This window comes from Ruegeria sp. BHSC043 (assembly GCF_059612985.1).
The window spans coordinates 83793-107989 of record NZ_JBXWRS010000002.1 but is presented as its reverse complement, the minus strand read 5'-3'; the positions used below and the strand labels follow the sequence as shown (position 1 = coordinate 107989).

Below are 24197 nucleotides of genomic sequence, written 5' to 3'. Positions count from 1 at the left end.
CAGTACCTAAGATTTTGGTCTAATTTCTTGGTTTCCAAAGCGTAATCAATCATCGGATTTCCGTTCTTTTTTGCAGAATGGTCAAATTTCCTCCCCGATGTCCTGCTACATTTGTTTTCAACGATGCCGACTTGAAGGAAAGTCTTGTGACCTCGAAGCACTCATATCACGGCGGCCTGCAGTTCCAGGGAGACCCGGATGGCGCGCTCGAACGCTTCGGCGAGATCGTTGCCGCCACGCTCGAGGATTACGGCCATCTGGTCGAGCGCAAGGCTCTGCTCAGCGCGACCGAGGCAAGTATCGTAACCAGCCAATATCTGGTTTCCCTCATCGTCGAAACGGAAAGCCCGGAAACGCCCCCGCAATGCCGTCGCGATCAGATGGCCGGGCTGAAAACGATCATCCGTCCCGCCGCGGCCCGTCCCAGAAACCGTCTGACTGTATCACTGTTGCCCGTGTCCGGGCTGCTCGACGATTCCGAGATCTCGGAACTGATGCTGGTGGTGATGCTGTACCGGATGGTCGACATCTGCACCACCCAGCGCGTGGAATGGCTGTCGCCGAAAACCGTTCTGACGACCGAGCAGTTCATGAGCGCGTTTGATACGTTCATGCCGCGCAAGATCCGCAGTCGGCACGACGCATTTCGCGTCGTCAGCGGCCCGTTCGCCGGTCTACGGACCGAAAACACCGACGTCGAGGTCGACGAAGTGCCAGCCCCGAAGGCAACCAGCGGCCGCCCGATCCAGCTGACGGATGATCAATTGCTGAGCATCGCCTTCAGGACTGAGGCCAACGAACCGCAAGAACAGGTGACCGAGGACGAGGACCGCCCCAGCGATGCGCTGCGCCTGAGCAGCTGGGCCATGACCGGAATCGTGGCCAGCATGTCGGCGCCTCTTGCCCTGTCGCTGGCAGCTGTGAACCTGATCAAGGGCGAGGATTTCCGCCTGAACACTCAGGTAATGGTCTTTACCGTGGCCATCGTTTCGCTGAGTTCCAGCAAGGTGTTCGCCGGAGCGGCCAACGCGCTGGGCATGTAGCCGAAATTCAAAGAACCCTCCTTGGAGGCCCCGCCGTCAGGCGGGGTTTTCCATTTCTGGCAGCCGCTCGACCGGCAAGACATAGGTGTGGATCGAGAACACAACTGCCTGCGACTGCGGCAGCCGCACCAAGGTCTGACGCTCGCTGCGCAGGTACCGTGCAGTTCCGCGGTTGCGGATCTCGCGCGGGGCGCTGGCACTGCGGGGCTGGTGCAACTCGGGGTCATCGTACCACAGCGCGTTGAACCGCCACAAAGGCCGAGCAATTTGAATCCCGTCAAACAGGCGCTGCACCCGGCGCGCGATGTTGGGATCATAGCTGTCGACCGGCTCGTGAATGGCGATCAGTGGTCGCATGAATTTCTCGGACAGACGCCAGCTGGCGGGAAAGCACAGGATGGCCCCGGTCAGCACATGCTCGTCGCCCCGTTTCTGCAGGATGCAGAAATCCTCCTGCGCCAGCAGGCAAAGCGTATCCAAAGGATTGTCGCGGTCAATCGGCACGGCGGCCCCATCCGGGCGCTGCGCGGTGTCGGCCGCCTCGGGATAGGCCTGCGCCAAGACCAGATCCAGCAGTTCGACGGCGGCCGGGTGGGCGTGCGGGTCCAGCGCCAGCACGTCGTCCCGACGGGTTTCAAGCAGGTGCTGGCGGTGGCGCATCTGCGCGGCGAAGGCATCATCGCGATGAAGCCAGTCCTCCATCGTGGTCGGCGCGATCCCCGGCAGCGGTCGCTGTTGGGTCGGATCGTAGGGCAGAGTCTGTTGCAGAATGGCTGTCATGGCCTTGGGTTAGCACTCCAAACAGGCCTTGTCGGTCAAAAAGCGACTGGCAAATCGTCGCAATTCACCCAGACGGGGCCGCCCTGCCCCTTCAGGCTGAACCGGCAAGCAGGGAGGCGCGCCGTGAACCACCACTACCGAGACACCCGCAAGATCGACCCCAGCCGCGGCGCGACGCTTGGCGACGGTACGCCGAACGACAATGACCGGATCGAGATCGGCCCCACCCAACTTGCATTCAGCGAATGGGCCGCCGCCGGGTTGCAACTGCCCAACCTGGACCGGATGCGCGAATATCGCTGGAAACGGCTGACCCAGGCAATCGTCGATCGAGGCTATGGCGGGCTGCTGATGTTCGACCCGCTCAACATCCGCTATGCGACCGACAGCACCAACATGCAGCTGTGGAACACACACAACCCGTTCCGGGCGGTGCTGCTGTGCGCCGATGGCTACATGGTGATCTGGGACTACAAGAACTCGCCCTTTTTGTCGAAATTCAACCCGCTGGTGCGGGAACAGCGCTCGGGCGCGGACTTGTTCTATTTCGACAGGGGCGACAAGGTGGACGTACAGGCGGACGTGTTCGCCAACGAGGTGCGCATACTGATGCAGGACCACGCCCCCGGCCACACCCGGCTGGCGGTGGACAAGATCATGCTGCACGGCCTCCGCGCGCTCGAGGCACAGGGCTTCGAGATCATGGAGGGCGAGGAAGTCACCGAAAAGACCCGCGCCATCAAGGGCCCTGACGAGATCCTTGCCATGCGTTGCGCCAGCAACGCCTGCGAAACCGCCGTGGCCAAGATGGAGAAGTTCGCCCGCACCTATGTTGGTGACGGCAAGACCTCCGAGGATGACATCTGGGCCGTTTTGCACGCCGAAAACATCAAGCGCGGCGGCGAGTGGATCGAAACGCGCCTGCTGGCCTCGGGGCCGCGCACCAACCCGTGGTTTCAGGAATGCGGGCCGCGGATCACTCAGAAGAATGAAATCATTGCCTTTGACACCGATCTGATCGGCAGCTACGGCATTTGCGTCGACATCTCGCGCACTTGGTGGATCGGGGATGAAAAACCCCGGCCCGACATGGTCTATGCCATGCAGCACGCGCATGAGCACATCATGACCAACATGGACATGCTGAAGCCCGGCGTGATGATCCCCGAGTTGACCGCCAACTGCCACAGGCTGGACGACAAGTTCCAGGCGCAGAAATACGGCTGCCTGATGCATGGCGTGGGCCTGTGCGACGAGTGGCCTTTGGTGGCCTATCCCGACAAGGCGGTGCCCGGCGCCTATGACTATCCGCTGGAACCCGGCATGGTGCTGTGCGTCGAGGCAGCCGTGGGCGAAGTCGGCGGCGATTTCTCGATCAAGCTCGAGGATCAGGTGCTGATCACCGAGGATGGATACGAAAACCTGACCACCTACCCGTTCGATGCCGCTCTCATGGGGCTCGAATAGGTCTCAATCCGTCCAGTACGAGCGGCGCACATTTCCGCGCCAATCCTCGGGCGCGGGCTGCTCGATGCCGGCTTGTTCGGAGTCCAGCGGCCAGGTCTGGCCCGCGGCAAAATCCAGCGTAGCAGTCAGCAGCAGCCCCGGCAGAAGCCCGAGGTGATGGCGGTGACAGTGATGGATCGGTTCAACATGTGTCATCGTAGAAATCCTGTTTCATTGTTCGACGAAACATGAGCATGGGGATATCCGAACCATTTACGAAACGAATATCCGATCGCTGCGACACCACAATCCCTGAAGTTTTACCTTCCCGAGACAAGCAAGCCGCAACACCTTCAAGATTCAACGCTCCCCTCTCACCTTGGCGTGACGCGCCTGACACAGGGGTTGAGGCCCCCGCGCCCGGCCCCCAGTATTGCCGGAACCCGATCAACGGAAGGAGCGGCCATGCCCACCGAACGCATCACCTTTGCCGGACACGACGGCAGTCAATTGGCTGCACGCTTGGATCTGCCCGACGGGCCGGTGCTGGCGACGGCGCTGTTTGCCCATTGCTTCACCTGCTCAAAGGACATCCCCGCCGCCCGGCGGATCAGCGCGCGGCTGGCGGCGATGGGCTTTGCGGTGCTGCGGTTCGATTTCACGGGCCTTGGCCATTCCGAAGGCGAGTTTGCCAACACCACCTTTACCACGAACGTGCAGGACCTGATCGCGGCGGCTCAGTATCTGGCCGAGCGGAACATGGCGCCGGATCTGCTGATCGGGCATTCCCTGGGTGGGGCGGCCGTGTTGCGGGCTCGGGCCGGGATCCCCTCGGTCAAGGCGGTGGTCACCATCGGCGCCCCGGCCGACCCCGGCCATGTGGCCCATCACTTCGAGGGCGCACGCACGCAGATCGAACAGGATGGCAGCGCCGAGGTGCTTTTGGGCGGACGGCCGATCCGCATCGGGCGCGACTTCGTGCGCGACATATCGGAATCGGCGCTGATCCCGGCAATCGAGCGCCTGAAGGCCGCTCTGCTGATCCTGCATGCCCCGCTCGATGAAACCGTGGGCATCAACAATGCCAGCACGATCTTTCTGGCCGCCAAGCACCCCAAGAGCTTTGTCACGCTGGATGATGCCGACCACCTGATCACCCGCCCCAGGGACGCGGACTATGCCGCCGACGTCATTGCCGCCTGGGTGTCGCGCTATGTGCCACTGTCGCCACCCGCACCACCGCCGGGCGCCCCCGAAGGCGTCGTGCGCGTAACCGAGGTGGACCCGAACGGATTCCTGCAAGACATCCAGTCAGGCCCGAACCATCATGCCGTGGCCGATGAACCGGCTTCCTACGGCGGCACCGATCGCGGCATGTCACCCTATGGGTTCGTGTCGGCCGGGCTGGGCGCCTGTACCTCAATGACCATCCGCATGTACGCCCGGCGCAAACAATGGCCGCTGACCGGGGTCACCGTGGATGTCTGCCACGACAAATTGCACGCGCAGGATGCGGGGCTGGCCGGCGATGGCAAGGTGGACCAGTTCCGCCGCAAGATCCGCCTGGCTGGGCCTCTGGATGAGGCCCAGCGGGCCAAGCTCCTCGAAATCGCCGACAAATGCCCGGTGCACCGCACGCTCGAGAACTCGGCCCATATCACGACCGAACTGCTGCCGGCCCAGGACCCGGTCGTTACGGTCTGACCCGGCCCAAGGCCGCGACAGGGCACAGACAGACCGGGGATCGGCGGACGGTCGGCCAGAACGGCGCTTGTGCGGGGGCAAACCGTCTCAGTAGGTCCTTCGCGGCTTGCCGGATGTGCCGGACAAGGCTATGACCCGCGCCGACACCCATTGCCAATCACGAAGGTCCTGCCGCCCATGATCCCCCGCTATTCCCGCCCCGAAATGGTCGCCGTCTGGTCGCCCGAGACCAAGTTCCGCATCTGGTACGAGATCGAGGCCCATGCCTGCGACGCGATGGCCGACCTGGGCGTCATCCCGCGCGAAAACGCCGAGGCCGTCTGGAAGGCCAAGGACGTGGAATTCGACGTGGCCCGTATCGACGAGATCGAGGCCGTCACCAAGCATGACGTCATCGCCTTTCTGACCCATCTGGCCGAGCACGTCGGCAGCGAAGAGGCCCGTTTCGTCCATCAGGGCATGACCAGCTCGGACGTGCTCGACACCTGCTTCAACGTGCAGTTGACCCGCGCCGCTGACATCCTGATCGCCGATCTCGAAGGCCTGCTGGCCGCGCTCAAGCGCCGCGCCTACGAGCACAAGGACACTGTCCGCATCGGCCGCAGCCACGGCATTCATGCCGAGCCCACCACCATGGGCCTGACCTTCGCGCGCTTCTACGCCGAGATGGACCGCAACCTGTCTCGGATGCGCGACGCCCGCGCCGAGATCGCCACCGGCGCCATCAGCGGCGCGGTCGGCACCTTCGCCAATATCGACCCGCGTGTCGAAGAACATGTCTGCGAAAAACTTGGCCTGGTGCCCGAGCCGATCAGCACGCAGGTCATCCCGCGCGACCGCCACGCGGCCTTCTTTGCCACGCTGGGCGTGATTGCCAGCAGCATCGAGAACATCGCCATCGAAATCCGCCACATGCAGCGCACCGAGGTTCTGGAAGCCGAGGAGTTTTTTTCCAAAGGCCAGAAGGGCTCGTCGGCGATGCCGCACAAGCGCAACCCGGTTCTGACCGAAAACCTGACCGGCCTGGCCCGGCTGGTGCGCATGACCGTGATCCCGGCGATGGAGAACGTGGCCCTGTGGCACGAGCGCGACATCAGCCACAGCTCGGTCGAGCGCAACATCGGCCCTGACGCAACCGTAACGCTAGACTTCGCCCTGCACCGCCTGACCGGGGTGATCGACAAGCTGGTGGTCTATCCGGACAACATGCTGGCCAACATGAACAAGTTCCGCGGTCTGGTCATGAGCCAGCGCGTGCTGCTGGCCCTGACCCAGGCCGGCGTCAGCCGCGAGGACGCCTATCGCCTGGTGCAGCGCAACGCGATGAAGGTCTGGGAAGAAGGCAAGGACTTCAAGACCGAACTGCTGGCAGACCCGGACGTGACGGCAGTGCTGAGCAAGGAAGAGATCGAAGAAAAATTCGATCTCGGCTATCACACCAAGCATGTCGACACGATCTTCGAGCGGGTGTTCGGCGAGTAACCCTCGATGCATGAACGGCTTTTTTGGGGCCCGGATCGCACAGTACGATCCGGGCCCCTGTCTTTTGCGAAAACATCCGAAATCGGCTATGCTGGATGGGCAATTTCCGTTCAAGGAGAGCCCACCATGATCCGCACGACCCTCTGCGCACTTGCCCTTGCCCTGTCCGCCTCGTCCGCATTCGCCTGCCAAGCCCACAGCAAGCAATCGCAATCCTGTGCGCCCGGCACGACTTGGGATTCGGCCTCGGAAAGTTGTGTGAAAAACGCCAGCAGCTGAGCATCTGACCCAGTTGTGAACTGATCCGGGCGATTTCCTGTTAGCTTTTCCTCGGAACGCGCTATGCTTTGCCCAAGCGAATTTCGAGATGGAGTTTGACATGCGCCTTTTGTTGGCCTCGGCGATTGCCCTTCAAAGTTTTGCCTTTGCCCCCGCGGTCAGTGCCGCAGGCGGGGACAGCAGCCCCCCGAAACCGACAAACACCACCAAGAAATGCCTGTTCGGCAGAGTCTATGACGAGGCGGCGGGCCGCTGCGTCAAACCCAACAAGACCAATTTCACCGACGACCAACTGTATCAGGCCGTGCGCGAGATGGCCTATGCCGGCCAATACGAAAACGCCCAATCCGTGTTGCGCATCATGGATCAAGACGACGACCGCGTCCTGACCTATTGGGGCTTCACCTACCGCAAGATGGGCAAGGTCGATCTGGCCAACGCCCATTACATGCGCGCGATTGCGGCGAACCCCGACAACATCCTGGCACGCAGCTACATGGGCCAAGGTTTCGTGGCCGAGGGCAAGACCGACCTGGCCATCGCCCAATGGCGCGAGATCAAGGCCCGGGGCGGTGAAGGCAGCTGGGCCGAAGCGTCGCTGCGACAAGCGATCCGCACAGGGTTGACCTACAGTTACTAGAGTTCAGCTTTTCTTTACGCGACTCTCGCTAATCTGCCTGCGCAACGAATTTGACAGCACAGGCAGATGCAAGACTCCAACGCTTTGGTTCAGAAGGCCCTGGGCGCCGCGCCGCTGGCGGCCGAACAACAGGACGACGCGCCGCGCGTGGTTCCCCGTCACCTGACACCCGGACAAAAGGCCGCGATCATCGTGCGCCTGCTATTGAACGAGGGTGCGGATTTCCCGCTCGAGGAACTGCCCGACGAACTGCAGGAACGGCTGACCGTGCAACTGGGTCAGATGGGGCTGGTCGATCGGGTGACGCTGGCGGCGGTGGCTCAGGAATTCGCCGATGCGCTCGACAGTATCGGCCTGGCGTTTCCGCACGGGCTGGCGGGTGCGCTGGACGCGGTGAACGGCAAGATCGCCCCCACGACGGCCGCACGGCTGCGCAAGGTGGCGGGCATGCGCCAGGTCGGTGACCCGTGGCAGCGCCTGCGCGACGTGCCGGTCGAGGATCTGGCCCGCATGGCCCAGGCCGAAAGCACCGAGGTGGCGGCGGTCATGCTTTCCAAGCTGGATACAGCGACGGCCGCGAAACTGCTGGGGCATCTTCCCGGCCCGGTGGCACGCCGGATCACCTATGCGGTCTCGAAAACCACCAATGTCTCGCCCGAGGCGGTCGAACGTATCGGCTGGTCGCTGGCCGCGCAGTTGGATCAGCGCCCGACCCCGGCCTTCGGAGACGACCCCGGAGCGCGGGTGGGGGCGATTCTGAATCAATCCTCGGCGGCCACCCGGGACGAGTTGTTGAGCGCCCTCGAAGAAGAAGACAAGAGCTTTGCACAAGCGGTGCGCCGCTCGATCTTCACCTTTGCCCACATCGCCAAACGCATCGCGCCGCGGGATGTTCCCGCGGTCTTGCGCGGGATTGACCAGCCCGTTCTTGTCACCGCGCTGGCTGGTGCAAACAGCGACGAAGACAAAGCCTCTGCCGAGTTCCTGCTTTCCAACATGTCGTCGCGCATGGCCGACAACCTGCGCGAAGAAATCGCCGAGCGTGGCAAGGTCAAGCAAGCCGACGCCGAAGAAGCCATGACCCAGGTCGTGGGCGCCATCCGCGCGCTGGTCGATGAAGGCACGATCACCTTGAACGAAGAGGAGGCCGAGGGCGGGGACTGATCCCCTGCCCGACCGTCCGCCCATACGGTGCTTGTGGTTGCCCGGCGCCCTCTGTATGTCTGGCCCCGCAAATCACATAACCCGTCGAGACCCTCGCATGCCCGCCGAAAAGTCGGAACTGAGCCGCGTTCAGCTTGCAAAATATTATGTCGCCAACCTGTTTCTGAAAGGCGTGATCGGTACCATGCGCTTGCTGCCCTACGAGCGGCGGATCGCCACGATGGGCGCGATTGCACGAGCGCTGTCGCCGCTGGTGGGGTTCACCAAGCGGGTGCGCAGCAACCTGAGACTGACCTGCCCCGAACTGACCGAGAGCGAAGTCAAACGCATCTGCCGTGCAGTACCCGACAATGCGGGCCGCGCGATCATGGAGCATTTCTCGCCCGAGGATTTCACCAAAAGGCAAAAGGCTGCCGTCGTGACCGGGCCGGGCTTGGCCGCATTTGACCGTGCCGTCGCCGAGGGCCGCCCGGTGATGATGATCACCGCGCATTTCGGGCATTACCTAGCCGCGCGGATCGCGTTGCAGGCGCACAGCGGCAAACCGATCGGCTGCTTGTACCGGCGCATGGCCAACCCCTATTTCAACGAGATGTATGTCGAAGCCTTTCATAGGACCGGCAAGCCGATGTTCGAACAGGGGCGCCGGGGCATGGTGGAAATGGTGCGGTCGTTGAAGAATGGCGGCATCATCGCCATCGTGTCCGACCTGCACGCCCATGGCGGCGAAGAGCTGACGTTTTTCGGCAAACCGGCGGTGACCTCGGTTCTGAATGCTGAACTGGCCATGAAATACGATGCAGTGCTGATCCCCTGCTATGCGGTGCGCCAACCCAATGGCATCGATTTCCAGATCGTTCTGCATGACCCGGTGCCGCATTCCGACCCCAAGACCATGACCCAGTTCATCAATGATGATCTGGAGGGGATGGTGCGCCAGCACATGGGTCAGTGGTTCTGGATTCACCGGCGCTGGAAAGCCTGGAACGGCCTGGGCGTTCAGCCTGAAGACATGCCCTGAGCCCTCAATCCACCCGCGCGGCCGCGATGATCGGCCCGTGCCCGGCCTGTTGCAGCAAGACCACGGCCGGCAACTCAGACGCCACCGAGACCTGGAACACCTGCGGCCCGGCCCCATCCCATTGCCCGCCGACATGCCAGGCGTCGATCACGTTGGCATAGTCCAACTCGCGTCCGGCCAATTCACCCCGGTGGATCGAAGCGTGACGCAATGGCGTGTATTGCACGACCCGGACGTCATAGACTGTGCCCGATGGCAGATCGACCGGGGCAACTTGGACTGAAACGGTATCACCGGTTCGCGTCGCCGACACCTGCGCCATGGGCGGCGCGCTCAGATGGCTATCGATCACCCGTTCCAACTGTTCGCGTCTGGCCCCGACGATATCCTGCTCCCCGTTGACCACCATCTGCGGCGTATAGATCATGTCGCGCCCGCCCCGGCGCGCATAGGTGCGCTGGCGTGTGGTGTGGAACGGGTTGGCGTATTCGTCCTTCCAGCCGATATAGTCCCAGTAGTCCACATGCAGGGCCAGGCCGATCACGTCATCACGCTTGGCCAGATCGTGCATGATCGCATCCGCCGGCGGACACGAAGAACAGCCCTGCGAGGTGAAAAGCTCGACCACCACCGGACCGTCGGCCGCGGCCGGGACGGCGAGAAACAGGGACAGAAGGGTGGCGGTCAGTCGATGTCGTGGCATGGTCGGCTCAAGGCTCGTGGTTTACGGGAACCGGTTTACGGCCCGTCCGCGTCAAGGGCCAATCAAGGTTTCTTGAGACCGGTTTCGGCGGCAATCCGCAAAAATGTGTGCAATGGTATACAAAAATTGCCGCACCCGCCCTGTTGGACCTTGAACCGCAGGCCTTGGTGATGCAGATACCGCTCAGCGAATCCCAATTCCACGTCATTTGAGAGGGAGGCCACAGATGCCCATCAAAGTCGGACAGGATACCGCCAAGACACGCCGCAGCCTGAGCGTGAATGGCAAGTCCATCTCGTATTACTCGATCCCCGCCGCGCAAGAGGCCGGTCTGGGCGATTTCTCCAAGCTTCCCGCCGCGCTGAAAGTGGTGCTGGAAAACATGCTTCGGTTCGAGGACGGCGGTTTCTCGGTCTCGGTCGATGACATCAAAGCTTTTGCCGAATGGGGCGCAAACGGCGGCAAGAACCCGCGCGAGATCGCCTATCGCCCGGCCCGCGTGCTGATGCAGGACTTTACCGGCGTCCCCGCCGTGGTGGACCTGGCCGCGATGCGCGACGGCATCAAGAACCTCGGTGGCGATCCGCAGAAGATCAACCCGCTGAACCCGGTTGACCTGGTCATTGACCACTCGGTCATGATCGACGAGTTCGGCAACCCGCGCGCTTTCCAGATGAACGTGGACCGCGAATACGAACGGAACATGGAGCGCTACCAGTTCCTGAAATGGGGCCAGAACGCGTTCAATAACTTCCGCGTCGTGCCTCCGGGAACCGGCATCTGCCACCAGGTGAACTTGGAGTACCTAGCCCAGACCGTCTGGACCGACACCGACCAGAACGGTGAAGAGGTCGCCTATCCCGATACGCTGGTCGGCACCGACAGCCACACCACCATGGTCAACGGCATGGCCGTTCTGGGCTGGGGCGTCGGCGGGATCGAGGCCGAGGCCGCGATGCTGGGTCAGCCGATCTCGATGCTGATCCCCGAGGTCGTCGGTTTTGAACTGACCGGCGAGATGGTCGAAGGCACCACCGGCACCGACTTGGTTCTGAAGGTCGTGGAAATGCTGCGCGCCAAAGGCGTGGTGGGCAAGTTCGTAGAATTCTACGGCGAAGGCCTGGACCGTCTTCCGCTGGCTGACCGCGCAACCATCGCCAACATGGCGCCTGAATACGGCGCGACCTGTGGCTTCTTCCCGATCGACAACGAAACCCTGCGCTACCTGCGCAACACCGGCCGCGACGAGGACCGCATCGCGCTGGTCGAAGCCTATGCCAAGGAAAACGGTTTCTGGCGCGACGAGAATTATGCCCCGGTCTACACCGACACTCTGTCGCTGGACATGGGCACCATCGTCCCTGCCATCTCGGGCCCCAAGCGCCCGCAGGACTATGTGCCGCTGACCAACGCCAAGGCCGCCTTCCGCAAGGAAATGGAAAACACTTTCAAACGCCCGATGGGCAAGGAAGTGCCGGTCAAGGGCGAAGACTACACGATGGAATCGGGCAAGGTCGTGATCGCCTCGATCACCTCGTGCACCAACACCTCGAACCCCTATGTGATGATCGGCGCCGGTCTGGTTGCGAAAAAGGCGCATGAGCTGGGACTGAACCGCAAGCCCTGGGTGAAAACCTCGCTGGCGCCGGGATCGCAGGTCGTGTCCGAATACCTCGAGGCCGCCGGCCTGCAGGAGCATCTGGACGCCATCGGCTTCAACCTGGTGGGTTACGGCTGCACCACCTGTATCGGCAACTCGGGCCCGATCCAGAAAGAGATCTCGGAAGCCATCTCCGAAGGCGACCTGGTGGCAACCTCGGTCCTGTCGGGCAACCGCAACTTCGAAGGCCGGATCTCGCCCGACGTGCGCGCCAACTACTTGGCCTCACCGCCGCTGGTGGTGGTCTATGCGCTGGCCGGCACGCTGGACATCGACCTGACCTCGGAACCGATCGGTCAGGACAAGGACGGCAACGACGTCTACATGAAGGATCTCTGGCCGAGCCAGAAAGAGATCTCGGATCTGGTCGAAGCTACCGTGACCCGCGAGGCGTTCCAGTCGAAATACGCCGATGTCTTCAAGGGCGACGAGAAATGGCAATCGGTGGAAACCACCGATGCCGAGACCTATGACTGGCCGCCGACGTCGACCTACATCCAGAACCCGCCCTACTTCCAAGGTATGGGGGCACAGCCGGGCACCATCTCGAACATTGAAGGCGCCAAGGTTCTGGCTATTCTGGGCGACATGGTCACCACTGACCACATCTCGCCGGCTGGTTCGTTTGCAACCACCAGCCCCGCAGGCAAATACTTGCTGGAGCGCCAGGTGCAACCGCGCGAGTTCAACTCGTACGGGTCGCGCCGGGGCAACCATGAGGTCATGATGCGCGGCACCTTCGCCAACATCCGCATCAAGAACGAGATGCTGGACGGCGTCGAGGGTGGTTACACCAAAGGCCCCGATGGTCAGCAGACCTCGATCTATGACGCATCGATGGCCTATCAGGCAGAAGGCACGCCGCTGGTCGTGATCGGTGGCGAGCAGTATGGCGCCGGTTCCTCGCGGGACTGGGCGGCAAAGGGCACCGCGCTGCTGGGGGTCAAGGCCGTGATCGCAGAAAGCTTCGAGCGTATCCACCGTTCGAACCTGGTGGGCATGGGTGTCATCCCGTTCGAGTTCACCGCTGGCGACAACCGCAAGACGCTGGGCTTGAAAGGCGACGAGACCTTCTCGATCCACGGTCTGGACACGATCCAGCCGCTGCAGGAGGTGCCCTGCACCATCACCTATGCGGACGGGACCGAGAAGACCATCACGCTCAAGTGCCGCATCGATACCGCGCCCGAGATCGAATACATCGAAAACGGCGGCGTGCTGCACTACGTGCTGCGGAACCTGGCCAAGGCGAGCTAAGCCGGCACAAAGCCAAGAACACAAGGGCGCCCCGACCGGGCGCCCTTTTTCATTTCAGGCATTTCAACTATCGCGTTGTGTTTTCTGCAGACTGCCGGTCTGTTTGCGACATGGAAAAAGTTGCATTGATAACCGGCGGCGCGCGTGGAATTGGCCGGGCCATCGCGGTTGATCTGGCCGCGGATCATCGTGTCGCCCTGACGTGGCACACGACCGAACCACAGCCCCTGCCCGATGACCGACCGGCGCTGACCCTGCACAGCAATCTGACGCAAGAAGGTCAGCCCGAAGACGTGGTGCGCCGCGTCATCGACAGATACGGCCGGCTGGATGTCATCATCAACAATGCCGGGCTGGTTCAGGCCACCCCGAAGGACCGGTTCAGCCAAAAGGATCACCAGGCCATTCTTGATCTCAACCTGTTGGTACCGGCCGCCCTGCTGGCCGCCGCGTTGCCTTACCTGCAGCGGGGAGCGTCGATCGTCAGTATCTCGTCAGTCAACGCCGCGCTTCCCCCGCACGACGCCGCGACCTATGGGGCCAGCAAGGCTGCGCTGAACTTGTGGACCCGCGCCATGGCGAAAGAACTGGGTCCTGACGGCATTCGCGTCAACCCGGTGGCTCCTGGAGCGATCAACATCCCCGAAGCCCCCAGACCCGACGATCTGACCGACCTGTTCGTTCAGAACACGGCGCTGGGGCGTGTTGGGACACCAGAAGACATAGCGCGCGCAGTTCGCTTTCTCGCATCCGAAGACGCGTCCTTCATCACCGGAGAGGTGCTGACCGTCTCTGGCGGGTATCGCCTGTAGCCCCGGCGCTACTGCGCGGCGGCTTTCTCCAGCGCCGGGCGAATGGTGTTTTCGATCACGCGCTGGGTGATCGGGCCGGCAAACCGCAGGATGATCGTGCCGTCACCGTCGATCACGTAGGTCTCGGGCACGCCGTAGACGCCCCAGTCCAACCCCATGCGGCCGTTTTCATCGCGCCCGATGGCGGCATAGGGATCGCCCAGCTCGGCCAGGAACGCATCGGCATTGGCAAGCTTGTCTTTGTAGTTGATGCCGTAGACCGGAATACCTTCCTGCGCCAGTTTCTCGAGGTTCGGATGCTCGGCACGGCAGGGTGCACACCAGCTGGCCCAATAGTTCACCAGCTTGACCTGACCGTCGCGCAGGGTTGCGTCGTCGAACCCCTGTTTGCCCGGAAACTCGGTCAGGACAACGGTCGGCGCGGGCTGGCCTTCGCGGGCCGAGGGAAGCGCGTTGGGATCTTCGCGGAACATGCCGATGGCCGCCAGCACGGCGAAGGCGCCGAAAATCAGGGGCGGAGCAATCATCAAGGGCGAGATCTTAGCCATTGCGCGACATCCTCTGTTCGATCTTTTCCATCTCGGCCCGAACCTTGCGCCCACGCAGTATGCTGAAAACCACCAGCGCCACCAGCAGGACGATCGAGGCCGCGTAGGAGGACAGAACCGTTTCGGCGTATTTTCCCAGATCAGGCATCATCCGTTTACCCTTTCCCGTGCCAGCAGCGCCTTGATGCGCCGCGCACGGATTTCGGTGCCGGTCCGATACAGGACCAGCGCGATGAACAGCAGCACGAAGCCGATGATGCAGGTCAGCAGCGGGTAGAAGAACACGTTGCTGACCTTTTCCTCGGTATCCGCGCCGGTGACCGCCCCGACCCGCATGACCGAGGCACCCTGATGCAGGCCTTGATTCCAGAAATTGACCGCATAGCGGCTGAGGAAGGCAAAGACCGAACCGACCAGACATAGAACCGAGGTCAGGTCGGCCGCAGTATCCGGATCCTCGATCGCCTCCCACAGGGCGACGTAGCCCAAATAGAAAAGGAACAGGATCAGGAACGAGGTCAGGCGCGGATCCCAGGCCCACCAGGTGCCCCACATGGGCTGTCCCCAGATGGCCCCGGTCGCCAGCGCGATCAGCGTCATTACGATGCCTACCGGCGCGGCGGCGCGTGCTGCAAGCGCGCTGACATGGTGACGGCGCACCAGCCAGACCAGCGACGTGACCAGCATCATAATCCAGCAATTGATCGCCATCAGGGCCGATGGCACATGCAGGTAGATGATCTTGACCGTCGACCCTTGCTTGTAGTCGTCAGGCGTGAAGAAAAAACCCCAGACAAGACCGATCACCAGACAGACGGCAGAGCTGATCCAGAAGAACGGCAGCACGCGCTCGGTCGTGGTGAGGAACTTCTTGGGGTTTGCGTATTCCCAGAGGGCGTTGGCTTTGGATGCTATGGACATGTCGCTTATCTAGTCCGTCTCGGGGCGGTTCTCAATTGACATCGGTCAACGCAGATTGACGCGGAGAACCGCGGCGCTGGCAAAGGGCAGCAGGGCGATGGTTGCGGCGGTGATCCCGGCCAGCATCAGCAGAGGCGTGGCGGTCTCCATCCCGGTGGCGCCGCGACGGGCCACCTCGGCTCCGAAGATCAGCGTGGGCACGTAAAGCGGCAGCACCAGCAGCGACAGCAGAAGGCCGCCGCGCTTGAGCCCCACGGTCAGGGCTGCGCCGAAAGTGCCGATCACGCTGAGCGCGGGCGTGCCGATCAACAGCGAGACGACCAGCCAGCCAAAACCGGGGCCAGGCAGGTTCAGCAGCACCCCAAGCACCGGCGCGGCCAGCACCAGCGGCAGACCGGTGGTGATCCAATGTGCCAAGGCCTTGATCGCGGCCACCGACTCCAGCGGCAGCGGCGCGGTGGCCAGCAGGTCGAGCGACCCGTCCTCCCAATCCAAGGCCAGCAGGCGATCGAGCGACAGCAGACAGGCCAGCAATGCACCCAGCCACAGCACCCCCGGCGCGATGGTCGCCAGCAGTGATGATTGCGGACCTACAGAGAACGGCACCAGAACGGTGACGATCAGGAAGAAGGCCAGCCCGAGGCCGAACCCTCCCCCCGCGCGGAAGGACAGTTTCAGGTCACGCAACAGCAGGGCGATCACAGGAAGCCTCCGTCGAAGTCATCCAGCGCCTTGGGGCGCGCCTTGTTGGGGCCGACATCCAAGACCTCACCATCGAGGCCCAGGTCGATATGGGTGGCAATCAGGGCCGAGCCCCCCTGCCCCAGATGCGCCCGCACCGCATCGGCGAACATCGCCACCGCGGTCTTGTCCAGTGACACGGTGGGTTCGTCCAGCATCCAGATCGGGCGGCCGGTCACCAGCATTCGGGCCAAACCCAGCCGGCGTTTCTGACCCGCCGACAGGTTGCCTGCGTGACGATCAGCCAGTTCGTTCAGCGCAAAGGCATCCAGCGCGGGCTGGATGTCGCGCGTGCCAAAGACCGAGGCCCAGAAGGTCAGGTTCTCGGTCACGGTCAGGGTGGGTTTCAGCCCGTCGGAATGGGCGGCATAGGCGATCCGGTCCTCTGCCCCCTCAATCCGTCCCGAAAGCGGCGGTTGCAGCCCGGCCAGCGTGCGCAGAAGGGTGGTCTTGCCGATTCCGTTCGGGCCGCGCAGGATCAGCGCCTTCCCCGGGGGCAGCGCGAAACTGAGGCCTTCGAGCACGGGGAGGCCCCCTCGGGCGATGGCAAGATCGGTCACGGTCAGTGTCATGAGACCCGCTTATCCGATTGGTTGCGGGGGAAAAAGGACGGATTTGCCGCAGGGCCTGTTGGCGGGTGGGATGTGAGGGGCCAGCCCCTCACGCACCCCGGGATATTTGGGGCCAAATGAAGGGGTCAGACTGGCAACAGGGCCAGAGCGATCCGGCGGCCTTCGGACAACAGCACGTTGTAGGTGCGGCAGGCGGCGGGCGAGTTCATGATCTCAACCCCGATGCTGGCCTCCTCGAGGGCTGTGCGCAATTCGAACGGGATCTGCGACAGATCGGCGCCGGTGCCGATGAACAGCACGTCAATCTGCGCGGCGAGTCCCAGCAAGGGCGCCGGGTCCTGCAGGCCTGACCAAGGGCCGGTTCCGCTGGGGCCCGTCAGGACGGCGCCGTGGAACACCTGACCGCCGATGCGGAAGAATCCGGGGCCGTAGCCGTCTATTGGGGCGGCGTCGGTGAAAGTGATCTCGTTCAAGCGCATAAGGTCTTTTAGCCCCAAAGCGGCAGGCCCGACAAGGCCGATGCGGCGATGGCGACATAGGCAATAGCGCGGTAGAGGCGGTCTCGCGTCGGACGGAACAGCCATCCGCCCAGCCAATTGCCCAGCAAGTTCGGGATCGCAAGCGCCAGGCCCAGCGCGGTCGTTGCAACCGTGAGGCGGCCCATCAAGCCGAGATATCCGAAGATCAGGAAATCGAAGGCAAACAGAAACAGAAGAACCGTCGCGCGAATGACCGCCACCGGCAGCGGCCGCGACATGTAGAACAGGATGACGGCAGGCCCGGGCAACCCCGCGACACCACCGAGGAAGCCCGCCGCCGCGCCGATGGCCGTGACCATGCCACGCCGGACCGGTCCGGTGTAGCGCAGGCCAAGGACCAGCGCCGCCAGCATGGAAAGACTGAGCGTGCTCACAGTATATCGGAACACCTCGGGCGGGACCTGCGACAGCACCCACAGACCCACCGGCAAGGTCAGGGCGCATCCCGTGATCAGGCGTGTCAGATCGGAGCGTTCGACATGGGCCCAGGCGCGGCGCAGGTTCGGCAGAGGGCCAAACACATCCATGCAGGTCAGGGCGATCAGGGCGCCGAAAGGACCCAGATGCGGCGTTGCGAGGGGCAGAAAAACCAGCGCGGTGCCAAACCCAGTGAACCCGCGTACGATGCCGCCCAGAAGCGCCGCAAAAACGACAATGGCCAGCCCCGCAGGGGGCTGGCCGAACAGATCAAGCGTCGATATTGGCAAACTGGTTTCCGGCCGTGTTCGACGGCTTGGACCAGTCACGTTTGACCCCCAGCCACAGCAGGATGGTCGAGGCAACGAAGACCGACGAATAGGTCCCCACGATCACGCCCCAGATCATTGCGAAGACGAACCCACGGATCACGTCGCCGCCCAGGACATAGAGCGAGATCAGCGCCAACAGGGTGGTGACCGAGGTCATTACCGTCCGGCTGAGAGTCTCGTTGATCGAGAGGTTCAGAACCTCTTTCAGGTCTTTTTTCTTGTATTTGCGCAGATTTTCGCGCACCCGGTCGAAAACGACTACGGTGTCGTTCAGCGAATAGCCGACGATGGTCAGCAGGGCGGCGATGATCGCCAGATCGAAGCGGATCTGCAGTTCCGAGAAGATGCCGATCGTCAGCAGCACGTCATGCACCAGCGCGGCCACAGCACCCAGCGCGAACTGCCATTCGAAGCGCAGCCAGATGTAGACCAGCACCGCCCCGATCGCCAGAACCACGGCGATCACGGCGGTCTGGATCAACTCGCCCGAGACCTTGGGACCCACCGATTCGACTGACACGAACTGGATATCGGGCACGACGGCCCGCAACGCATCTTCGACCGCGGTGATGGTCGCGGCCGAGACGGCCTCGGCGTCGTCCTGTGCCTGAATGCGGATCATGGCCACGTTTTCATCCGGGCCGAAGGTGGGATCAAACACTTCGGTGATCGACACGTCGCCCAGGCCCAGCGGGGTGATCGCATCCCGGTACAGACCCACATCGATTTCCTGCGCACTTTGCGTACGGATCGTGGTGCCGCCGCGGAAGTCGATGCCAAAGTTCAGGCCCTGGAGCAGGAACGACGTGAAGGCGATGACCATCATCAGCCCTGAGATGCCCAGCCACAGCTTCCAGCGGCTGAAAAAATCGAACGAGGTGCTTTCGGGTACGAGTTTCAGTCTCATGTCAAACCTCGATCGTTTTCGGGCGGCGGCGTTCGAACCACATGACCACCATCAAGCGCGTCACGAAGATCGCGGTGAACACCGACGTCAGGATGCCGAGGCCCAATGTGATGGCAAAGCCGCGTACCGGACCACTGCCCATGGCGAACAGGATCACGGCGGTGATAAAAGTGGTGACGTTGGCGTCCAGAATGGCCGACAGCGCCTTTTCATAGCCCAGCTCGATCGCGCGGGCGGGGCCTTTCGACGATTTCAGTTCCTCGCGGATGCGCTCGAAGATCAGAACGTTGGCGTCCACCGCCATGCCCACCGTCAGAACGATGCCCGCAATGCCCGGCAGGGTCAGCGTTGCCCCGATCAGGGACAGAAGGCCAAAGATCAAGCCCACGTTGATCAGCAGCGCAATGTTGGCGAAGATGCCGAATAAGCCATAGCTGAGGGCCATGAAGACCAGTACCGCCGCGAAGGCAACGATGGTGGCCACCTTGCCCGCCTCGATGCTGTCCTGCCCCAATTCGGGGCCGATGGTGCGTTCTTCCAGGAACTCCAGCCCCGCGGGCAGTGCACCGGCTCGCAGCAGGACGGCCAGGTTGGTGCTTTCCTCGACGGTGAAATTGCCGGTAATGATGCCCGAGCCGCCGGGGATGTGGCTCTGGATGACCGGGGCCGAGATGACTTCGTCGTCCAGCACGATGGCGAAGGGCGCACCGATATTGTCACGGGTATAGTCGCCGAACTTGCGTGCACCAGTAGTATTGAACCGGAAACTGACGGCCGGGCGGCCGTTCTGGTCGAAGGACGGCTGCGCGTCCACCAGTTCCTCGCCAGTCACGACGGGGGCGGCCTCGATGGTGTAGTAAACGCCGTTTTCGTCGATCGAGGGCACGACCTTTTCGCCGATGCCCGCCGGGGCGTCAGGGTCCGTCCCGCGCGAGACCACGGGGTTGAAGGTCAACTGTGCGGTGGTGCCGATGATCTCTTTCAGTTCGCTGGCGCTGCCGATTCCGGGCACCTGGATCAGGATTCGGTCGGTGCCCTGGCGCTGGATCGTGGGTTCGCGGGTACCGACCTCGTCGATCCGGCGGCGCACGATCTCCAGCGCCTGGCGCACGGTGCGGTCGTCAGAGGCCAGTTTCTCGGCCTCGGACAATTGCACCACGATGGTGTCGCCCTCGGCGCGTACGTCGATATCGGTGGCGCCCGCCCCGGTCAGGGATTGGATCGGGCGGGCCAGGCCACGCACCACCTCCAAAGCGCGGGGCATGCCTTCGGGCTGACTGATGCGGATGCGAATCTGATCGGGCTCTGACGGCTGCCGGCGGATGGTGCCGACCTCGGAGCGCACGTCGCGCAGCGCGTTGCGGATTTCCGGCCACATGGCCTCCATCCGGGTTTCGTACACGTCGCTGACCTGCACTTCGGCCAACAGATGCGCACCGCCGCGCAGATCAAGCCCAAGGTTGACCAGCGACGAGGGCATCCAATTCGGCCATTGCGCGGCCTGCGTCTGCATCTCAGGGGTGTCGTTACCCAACTCAATAGCCGCCTTGGCGTCGTTCGATTGCTCGACCCGCGTGTAGAAGGCGTTCGGCAGGGCCAACAGCAAGCCAACCACGCAGACCAGCCAGATCAGGACCCGCTTCCAGGTGTCAATTTGCAGCATTACCCTGCCTTTTCCGTCGATTGTCGCGCGAAGTTACTTCGCCGGCTCGGTCTTGTTCAGAACCTGAGCGATGGTCGATTTGATCACGCGGACCTTCACGCCATCGGCGATTTCGACCTCGATCTCGTTCTCGCCTTCCTTGACCTTCGACACCTTGCCGATCAGGCCGCCCTGCGTGACCACCTGATCGCCACGGCGCACGGCCTCGACCATGGCCTGATGTTCCTTCATCTTCTTCTGCTGCGGACGGATCAGCAGGAAGTACATGATCGCAAAGATCAGAATGAGCGGGAGAAACTGGGCGATTGCGCCACCTTCCATGGGATATTCCTTTTTTCTTGAGGTCGCGGTCGGAGCGCCGCGAATTTGGCGGGAAACTATGCCCTGCAATCGACCTTTGCAAGCAACGCCGCCCCGGATTCGCGCGGTCATGGGGCAACGGCAGGGCACACCAAGGCAAAACGTTGCAGGAATACACTATGAACACCATTCGCCTCAGCTATATTCGAGCCGAGTGGAGGGCCCATGCGACATTTTTTCAAACCGCTGTTCAGATTGGCTCTTTTGCTGTGCACCCTCACCCTGACAGCGGTGGAGTCGCCCCCTGCCACCGCGCAAGAGGCCCCGCCCCAGCCTACCGATGCCGAGATCGCACAGGCCGAAGCATTCCGGGCCCCGGTGATCGTGGACGGCGATACGCTGTTTCACATTCGTGGGTCCAGCGCCCTGCCCGCCCCCGAACGGGCCGAGAACATCCAGAACACCATCGTCACCGTGGCCGAGTCGTCGGACCGGCCTGACGTCAGCATCACCTTCGAAGAAACCGAGCTAGGCACCCGCATCCTGGCCGATGGGGTGATTGTCACGATCGTCACCGAGGCCGATGCCGAACTGGACCAGATTGACCTGAAGGTCTTGACCGCCCTGCATGCCGACGCGATCCGCGAGGCGATCCGGTCTTATCGCGCCAACCGCACCGACGAGGCGCGCGTGTCCAGTGCGATCGAGGCCGGTGCCTGGACGCTGGGCTTTGCGGTGTTTGTCGTGACCATCCTGTGGCTACACCGGCGCATCCGGCGCCGCACCTTGAGTGTTGTCCGGCGCTATCTGCGCGATGTCGAGGAAGCCACCGCCAAAAGCGTACAGGCCGAGGCCATCGCCGCCCTGATCCGGTACGCGCTGAGCTTCGTGCTTTTGGTCATCTTTTTCCTGGGCTTCTACTATTACCTGTCCTTCGTCCTTCTGGCTTTTGCCGAGACCCGGTATTTCGCCAATTTGCTGCTCACCTATCTGACCGAACCCGTGCTGCTGATCTTCAGGGGTATCATCAGCTATGTCCCGAACCTGATCATGCTGGCGCTGATCGCCTGGGTGACGATGTACATCATCAAGGGCATGCGCGTGTTCTTCGACGCGGTCGAGGCCGGAACCTTCGACTTGGGCGATTTCGAGAAACACTGGGTCAACCCCACGTTCAATATCGCCCGCGTCGTGGTGATCCTGATCGCGCTGGTCTTTGCCGTGCCCTACATACCGGGCTCGGATTCGGCTGCCTTCCAGGGGCTGACGATCCTGGTGGGCGCGATGCTGTCGCTGGGCGCGAATTCTGTGGTCAGCAACATGCTGGCGGGGCTGTTCGTGATCTACCGCCGGTCGACCTCGATCGGGGACCGCATCCAGATCGGCGACCATATCGGCGACGTCGTGCAGATCAAACTGATGGAAACCCATCTGAAATCCATCAAGAACGAATTGATCTCGATCCCTAACGCGCAATTGATGAACTCAGACGTGATCAATTTCTCCAAACCGACAGACGGCAACGGCCTTTTGGTGCACACCACCGTAGGGATCGGCTATGAGGAACCGCCCGAAATGATCGAGGCGATGCTGATCGAGGCGGCGCGGCGCACCAAGGGGCTCAAGGCCCGCCCAGCCCCGTTCGTTCTGTGGGCCGCGCTGGCCGACTATGCCATCAACTACCAGATCAACGCCTATACGACCCGCGGCAATTCGATCCCCAGGATACGCTCGGATCTCCACCGCAACATCGTGGCGGTGTTCAATGAAAACGGCGTGCAGATCATGACCCCGTCCTACATGGCCGATCCGCCCGAACCCAAGATTCCCTCGGCGCCATGGGATGGCCACCTTGCGCATGAAGCGCGCGAAGACACAGAGGATTGAGGCCAATCCGGTGCTACACCCCGCGCGCCAGATGGTGCATAAGCGGGCAAAGTGATTCATTTGCCAGGGATCTGAGCCATGCATGACATCCGCGCAATCCGCGAAAACCCAGCCGCTTTCGACGCTGCCCTTGCCCGCCGGGGCGAAGCGCCGATCTCGGCCGAGCTGTTGCGCTTGGATGAAGCCCGCCGCGCCAAGATCCTGGCCGCCGAAACCGCTCAGGCCGAGCAGAACAAGGCGAGCAAGGAAGTGGGCGCCGCCAAGGCCCGCGGCGACGAGGCCGAGTTCCAGCGCCTGCGCGCGCTGGTGGCCGAGAAGAAGGCCGAGATCGCCCGCATGCAGACCGAGGCCAAGGATCTGGACGCGCTGCTGACCGACCAGTTGATCCGCATTCCCAACCTGCCGGCCGAGGACGTGCCGGACGGCAAGGACGAAAACGACAATGTCGAGGTGAACCGCTGGGGCACCCCGCCCGAATTCAATTTCGACGCCAAAGAGCATTTCGAGATCGAAGCGGTCCAGAACGGCATGGATTTCGAAACCGCGGCCAAGTTGGCGGGCTCGCGTTTCGTGCTGCTTTCGGGGGGCGTCGCACGCATTCATCGGGCGCTGGCGCAATTCATGCTGGACACGCATATCAACGAGAACGGCCTGACCGAGGTAAACGCTCCGGTTCTGGTTCTGTCCGAGATGATGATGGGCACCGGCCAGTTGCCGAAATTCGGCGAGGATAGCTATCAGACCCGCGAGGGGTGGTGGCTGATTCCGACCTCCGAGGTTTCGCTGACCAATATCGTCAACGATACCATCGTCGAGGAAAGCTATCTGCCGCGCCGCTACACCGCGCATTCGCTGTGCTTCCGGTCCGAGGCCGGATCGGCGGGCAAGGACACGCGCGGGATGCTGCGCCAGCACCAGTTCGAAAAGGTCGAGATGGTCTCGGTCACGCATCCGGACAAGTCGGACGAAGAGCAAAAGCGCATGCTGCGCTGCGCCGAGGGCATCCTGGAAAAGCTGGGCGTGCCCTATCGTACCGTAATCCTGTGCACCGGCGACATGGGCTTTGGCGCGCGCCGCACCTATGACATCGAAGCCTGGCTGCCGGGGCAGAACACCTATCGCGAGATCAGCTCGGTTTCCACCTGCGGTGATTTCCAGGCCCGCCGGATGAATGCGCGCTTCCGCCCCGAGGGCGGCGGCAAGCCGGAATACGTGCACACACTGAACGGCTCGGGGCTGGCCGTGGGACGCTGCCTGATCGCAGTTTTGGAAAACGGCCAGCAGGCCGACGGGACCGTGGTCCTGCCCCAGGTGCTGGCCCCCTATCTGGGTGGCAAGCTGACCCTGCAAAAGGACGGCACGCTGGCCTGATCCGACAC

The 24197-nt window shown here is 62.7% G+C and carries 25 protein-coding genes; 12 read left to right on the top strand and 13 right to left on the bottom strand.

The features are described 5' to 3' along the window. The first annotated feature begins 146 nt into the window (after positions 1 to 146). Positions 147 to 1043 carry a hypothetical protein gene (locus AC2FMM_RS05570; protein WP_496796024.1) on the top strand — a complete coding sequence of 299 codons (897 nt, stop codon included), beginning with the start codon at positions 147 to 149 and terminating at the stop codon, positions 1041 to 1043. 36 nt (positions 1044 to 1079) lie between these two features. Here AC2FMM_RS05570 and AC2FMM_RS05565 read toward each other — a convergent pair whose 3' ends face one another. Next, positions 1080 to 1823 carry a heme-dependent oxidative N-demethylase family protein gene (locus tag AC2FMM_RS05565; RefSeq protein ID WP_496796023.1) on the bottom strand — a complete coding sequence of 248 codons (744 nt, stop codon included), beginning with the start codon at positions 1821 to 1823 and terminating at the stop codon, positions 1080 to 1082. Between the two features lie 123 nt (positions 1824 to 1946). Between AC2FMM_RS05565 and dddP the strand changes: the two genes are divergently transcribed. Beyond that, positions 1947 to 3290, top strand: a complete 1344-nt coding sequence (gene dddP, locus AC2FMM_RS05560) for a dimethylsulfonioproprionate lyase DddP (protein WP_496796022.1) — start codon at positions 1947 to 1949, stop codon at positions 3288 to 3290. A gap of 3 nt (positions 3291 to 3293) precedes the next feature. Here the strand turns inward: dddP and AC2FMM_RS05555 are convergent, their stop codons facing one another. Beyond that, positions 3294 to 3485: a hypothetical protein gene (locus AC2FMM_RS05555; protein ID WP_496796021.1), complete on the bottom strand. Its 192-nt coding sequence runs from the start codon at positions 3483 to 3485 to the stop codon at positions 3294 to 3296. 249 nt (positions 3486 to 3734) lie between these two features. On the opposite strand from AC2FMM_RS05555, the gene AC2FMM_RS05550 reads away from it, so the two are divergent. The 6 genes from AC2FMM_RS05550 (at position 3735) to AC2FMM_RS05525 (ending at position 9559) form a co-directional block, all read left to right on the top strand. Next, positions 3735 to 4973, top strand: a complete 1239-nt coding sequence (locus tag AC2FMM_RS05550) for a bifunctional alpha/beta hydrolase/OsmC family protein (protein ID WP_496686540.1) — start codon at positions 3735 to 3737, stop codon at positions 4971 to 4973. Positions 4974 to 5150: 177 nt separating this feature from the next. After that, complete coding sequence (gene purB, locus AC2FMM_RS05545) at positions 5151 to 6455, top strand: adenylosuccinate lyase (protein ID WP_496686542.1); 1305 nt, start codon at positions 5151 to 5153, stop codon at positions 6453 to 6455. A gap of 126 nt (positions 6456 to 6581) precedes the next feature. Continuing rightward, positions 6582 to 6734 (top strand): adenylosuccinate lyase, encoded by a 153-nt coding sequence (locus tag AC2FMM_RS05540; protein ID WP_496686545.1) that lies wholly within the window; start codon positions 6582 to 6584, stop codon positions 6732 to 6734. A 100-nt stretch (positions 6735 to 6834) separates the two neighbouring features. Beyond that, a complete protein-coding gene (locus tag AC2FMM_RS05535; RefSeq protein WP_496681283.1) occupies positions 6835 to 7374 on the top strand; it encodes a tetratricopeptide repeat protein in 540 nt (179 codons plus the stop codon). A gap of 66 nt (positions 7375 to 7440) precedes the next feature. After that, entirely contained in the window at positions 7441 to 8538 is a 1098-nt protein-coding gene (locus AC2FMM_RS05530; RefSeq protein ID WP_496796020.1) for a flagellar motor switch protein FliG, read from the top strand. Positions 8539 to 8635: 97 nt separating this feature from the next. Continuing rightward, on the top strand, positions 8636 to 9559 hold the full coding sequence (locus AC2FMM_RS05525) for a lysophospholipid acyltransferase family protein (RefSeq protein WP_496796019.1): 924 nt from the start codon (positions 8636 to 8638) through the stop codon (positions 9557 to 9559). A 4-nt stretch (positions 9560 to 9563) separates the two neighbouring features. Here AC2FMM_RS05525 and AC2FMM_RS05520 read toward each other — a convergent pair whose 3' ends face one another. Continuing rightward, complete coding sequence (locus tag AC2FMM_RS05520) at positions 9564 to 10262, bottom strand: DUF1223 domain-containing protein (RefSeq protein ID WP_496796018.1); 699 nt, start codon at positions 10260 to 10262, stop codon at positions 9564 to 9566. A gap of 226 nt (positions 10263 to 10488) precedes the next feature. Here AC2FMM_RS05520 and acnA point away from each other — a divergent pair, with 226 nt between their 5' ends. Then, positions 10489 to 13179: an aconitate hydratase AcnA gene (acnA, locus tag AC2FMM_RS05515; RefSeq protein WP_496796017.1), complete on the top strand. Its 2691-nt coding sequence runs from the start codon at positions 10489 to 10491 to the stop codon at positions 13177 to 13179. Between the two features lie 110 nt (positions 13180 to 13289). Beyond that, on the top strand, positions 13290 to 13991 hold the full coding sequence (locus tag AC2FMM_RS05510) for an SDR family NAD(P)-dependent oxidoreductase (protein ID WP_496796016.1): 702 nt from the start codon (positions 13290 to 13292) through the stop codon (positions 13989 to 13991). An 8-nt stretch (positions 13992 to 13999) separates the two neighbouring features. Here AC2FMM_RS05510 and AC2FMM_RS05505 read toward each other — a convergent pair whose 3' ends face one another. The 10 genes from AC2FMM_RS05505 to yajC all read right to left on the bottom strand — a co-directional run bounded on the left by AC2FMM_RS05505 (position 14000) and on the right by yajC (position 20952). Beyond that, the gene (locus tag AC2FMM_RS05505; protein ID WP_496796015.1) at positions 14000 to 14539 is read right to left on the bottom strand and encodes a DsbE family thiol:disulfide interchange protein; all 540 of its coding nucleotides are present in this window, start codon (positions 14537 to 14539) and stop codon (positions 14000 to 14002) included. Further along, entirely contained in the window at positions 14532 to 14690 is a 159-nt protein-coding gene (gene ccmD, locus AC2FMM_RS05500) for a heme exporter protein CcmD (RefSeq protein WP_005982370.1), read from the bottom strand. Before ccmD ends, AC2FMM_RS05505 begins: the two co-directional genes overlap by 8 nt. After that, complete coding sequence (locus AC2FMM_RS05495) at positions 14687 to 15460, bottom strand: heme ABC transporter permease (RefSeq protein WP_496796014.1); 774 nt, start codon at positions 15458 to 15460, stop codon at positions 14687 to 14689. The genes ccmD and AC2FMM_RS05495 overlap by 4 nt, the downstream gene beginning before the upstream one ends. 45 nt (positions 15461 to 15505) lie before the next feature. Next, positions 15506 to 16162: a heme exporter protein CcmB gene (gene ccmB, locus AC2FMM_RS05490; RefSeq protein WP_496681267.1), complete on the bottom strand. Its 657-nt coding sequence runs from the start codon at positions 16160 to 16162 to the stop codon at positions 15506 to 15508. Next, positions 16159 to 16773: a heme ABC exporter ATP-binding protein CcmA gene (ccmA, locus tag AC2FMM_RS05485; protein WP_496711954.1), complete on the bottom strand. Its 615-nt coding sequence runs from the start codon at positions 16771 to 16773 to the stop codon at positions 16159 to 16161. The genes ccmB and ccmA overlap by 4 nt, the downstream gene beginning before the upstream one ends. Positions 16774 to 16898: 125 nt before the next feature. Further along, positions 16899 to 17252, bottom strand: coding sequence for an Mth938-like domain-containing protein (locus tag AC2FMM_RS05480; RefSeq protein WP_496796013.1), 354 nt, complete (start codon positions 17250 to 17252; stop codon positions 16899 to 16901). Positions 17253 to 17260: 8 nt separating this feature from the next. Continuing rightward, the gene (locus AC2FMM_RS05475; RefSeq protein ID WP_496796012.1) at positions 17261 to 18019 is read right to left on the bottom strand and encodes a TSUP family transporter; all 759 of its coding nucleotides are present in this window, start codon (positions 18017 to 18019) and stop codon (positions 17261 to 17263) included. Further along, positions 18000 to 18968, bottom strand: a complete 969-nt coding sequence (gene secF, locus AC2FMM_RS05470; protein ID WP_496681258.1) for a protein translocase subunit SecF — start codon at positions 18966 to 18968, stop codon at positions 18000 to 18002. Before secF ends, AC2FMM_RS05475 begins: the two co-directional genes overlap by 20 nt. A gap of 1 nt (position 18969) precedes the next feature. Beyond that, on the bottom strand, positions 18970 to 20631 hold the full coding sequence (gene secD, locus AC2FMM_RS05465; RefSeq protein WP_496796011.1) for a protein translocase subunit SecD: 1662 nt from the start codon (positions 20629 to 20631) through the stop codon (positions 18970 to 18972). Positions 20632 to 20664: 33 nt separating this feature from the next. Then, on the bottom strand, positions 20665 to 20952 hold the full coding sequence (yajC, locus tag AC2FMM_RS05460; protein WP_073279584.1) for a preprotein translocase subunit YajC: 288 nt from the start codon (positions 20950 to 20952) through the stop codon (positions 20665 to 20667). A 204-nt stretch (positions 20953 to 21156) separates the two neighbouring features. Here yajC and AC2FMM_RS05455 point away from each other — a divergent pair, with 204 nt between their 5' ends. Together AC2FMM_RS05455 and serS are read left to right on the top strand one after the other, a co-directional pair. Further along, positions 21157 to 22818: a mechanosensitive ion channel family protein gene (locus tag AC2FMM_RS05455; RefSeq protein WP_496681253.1), complete on the top strand. Its 1662-nt coding sequence runs from the start codon at positions 21157 to 21159 to the stop codon at positions 22816 to 22818. Between the two features lie 78 nt (positions 22819 to 22896). Continuing rightward, positions 22897 to 24189: a serine--tRNA ligase gene (gene serS, locus AC2FMM_RS05450; RefSeq protein ID WP_496796010.1), complete on the top strand. Its 1293-nt coding sequence runs from the start codon at positions 22897 to 22899 to the stop codon at positions 24187 to 24189. Positions 24190 to 24197: the final 8 nt, after the last annotated feature.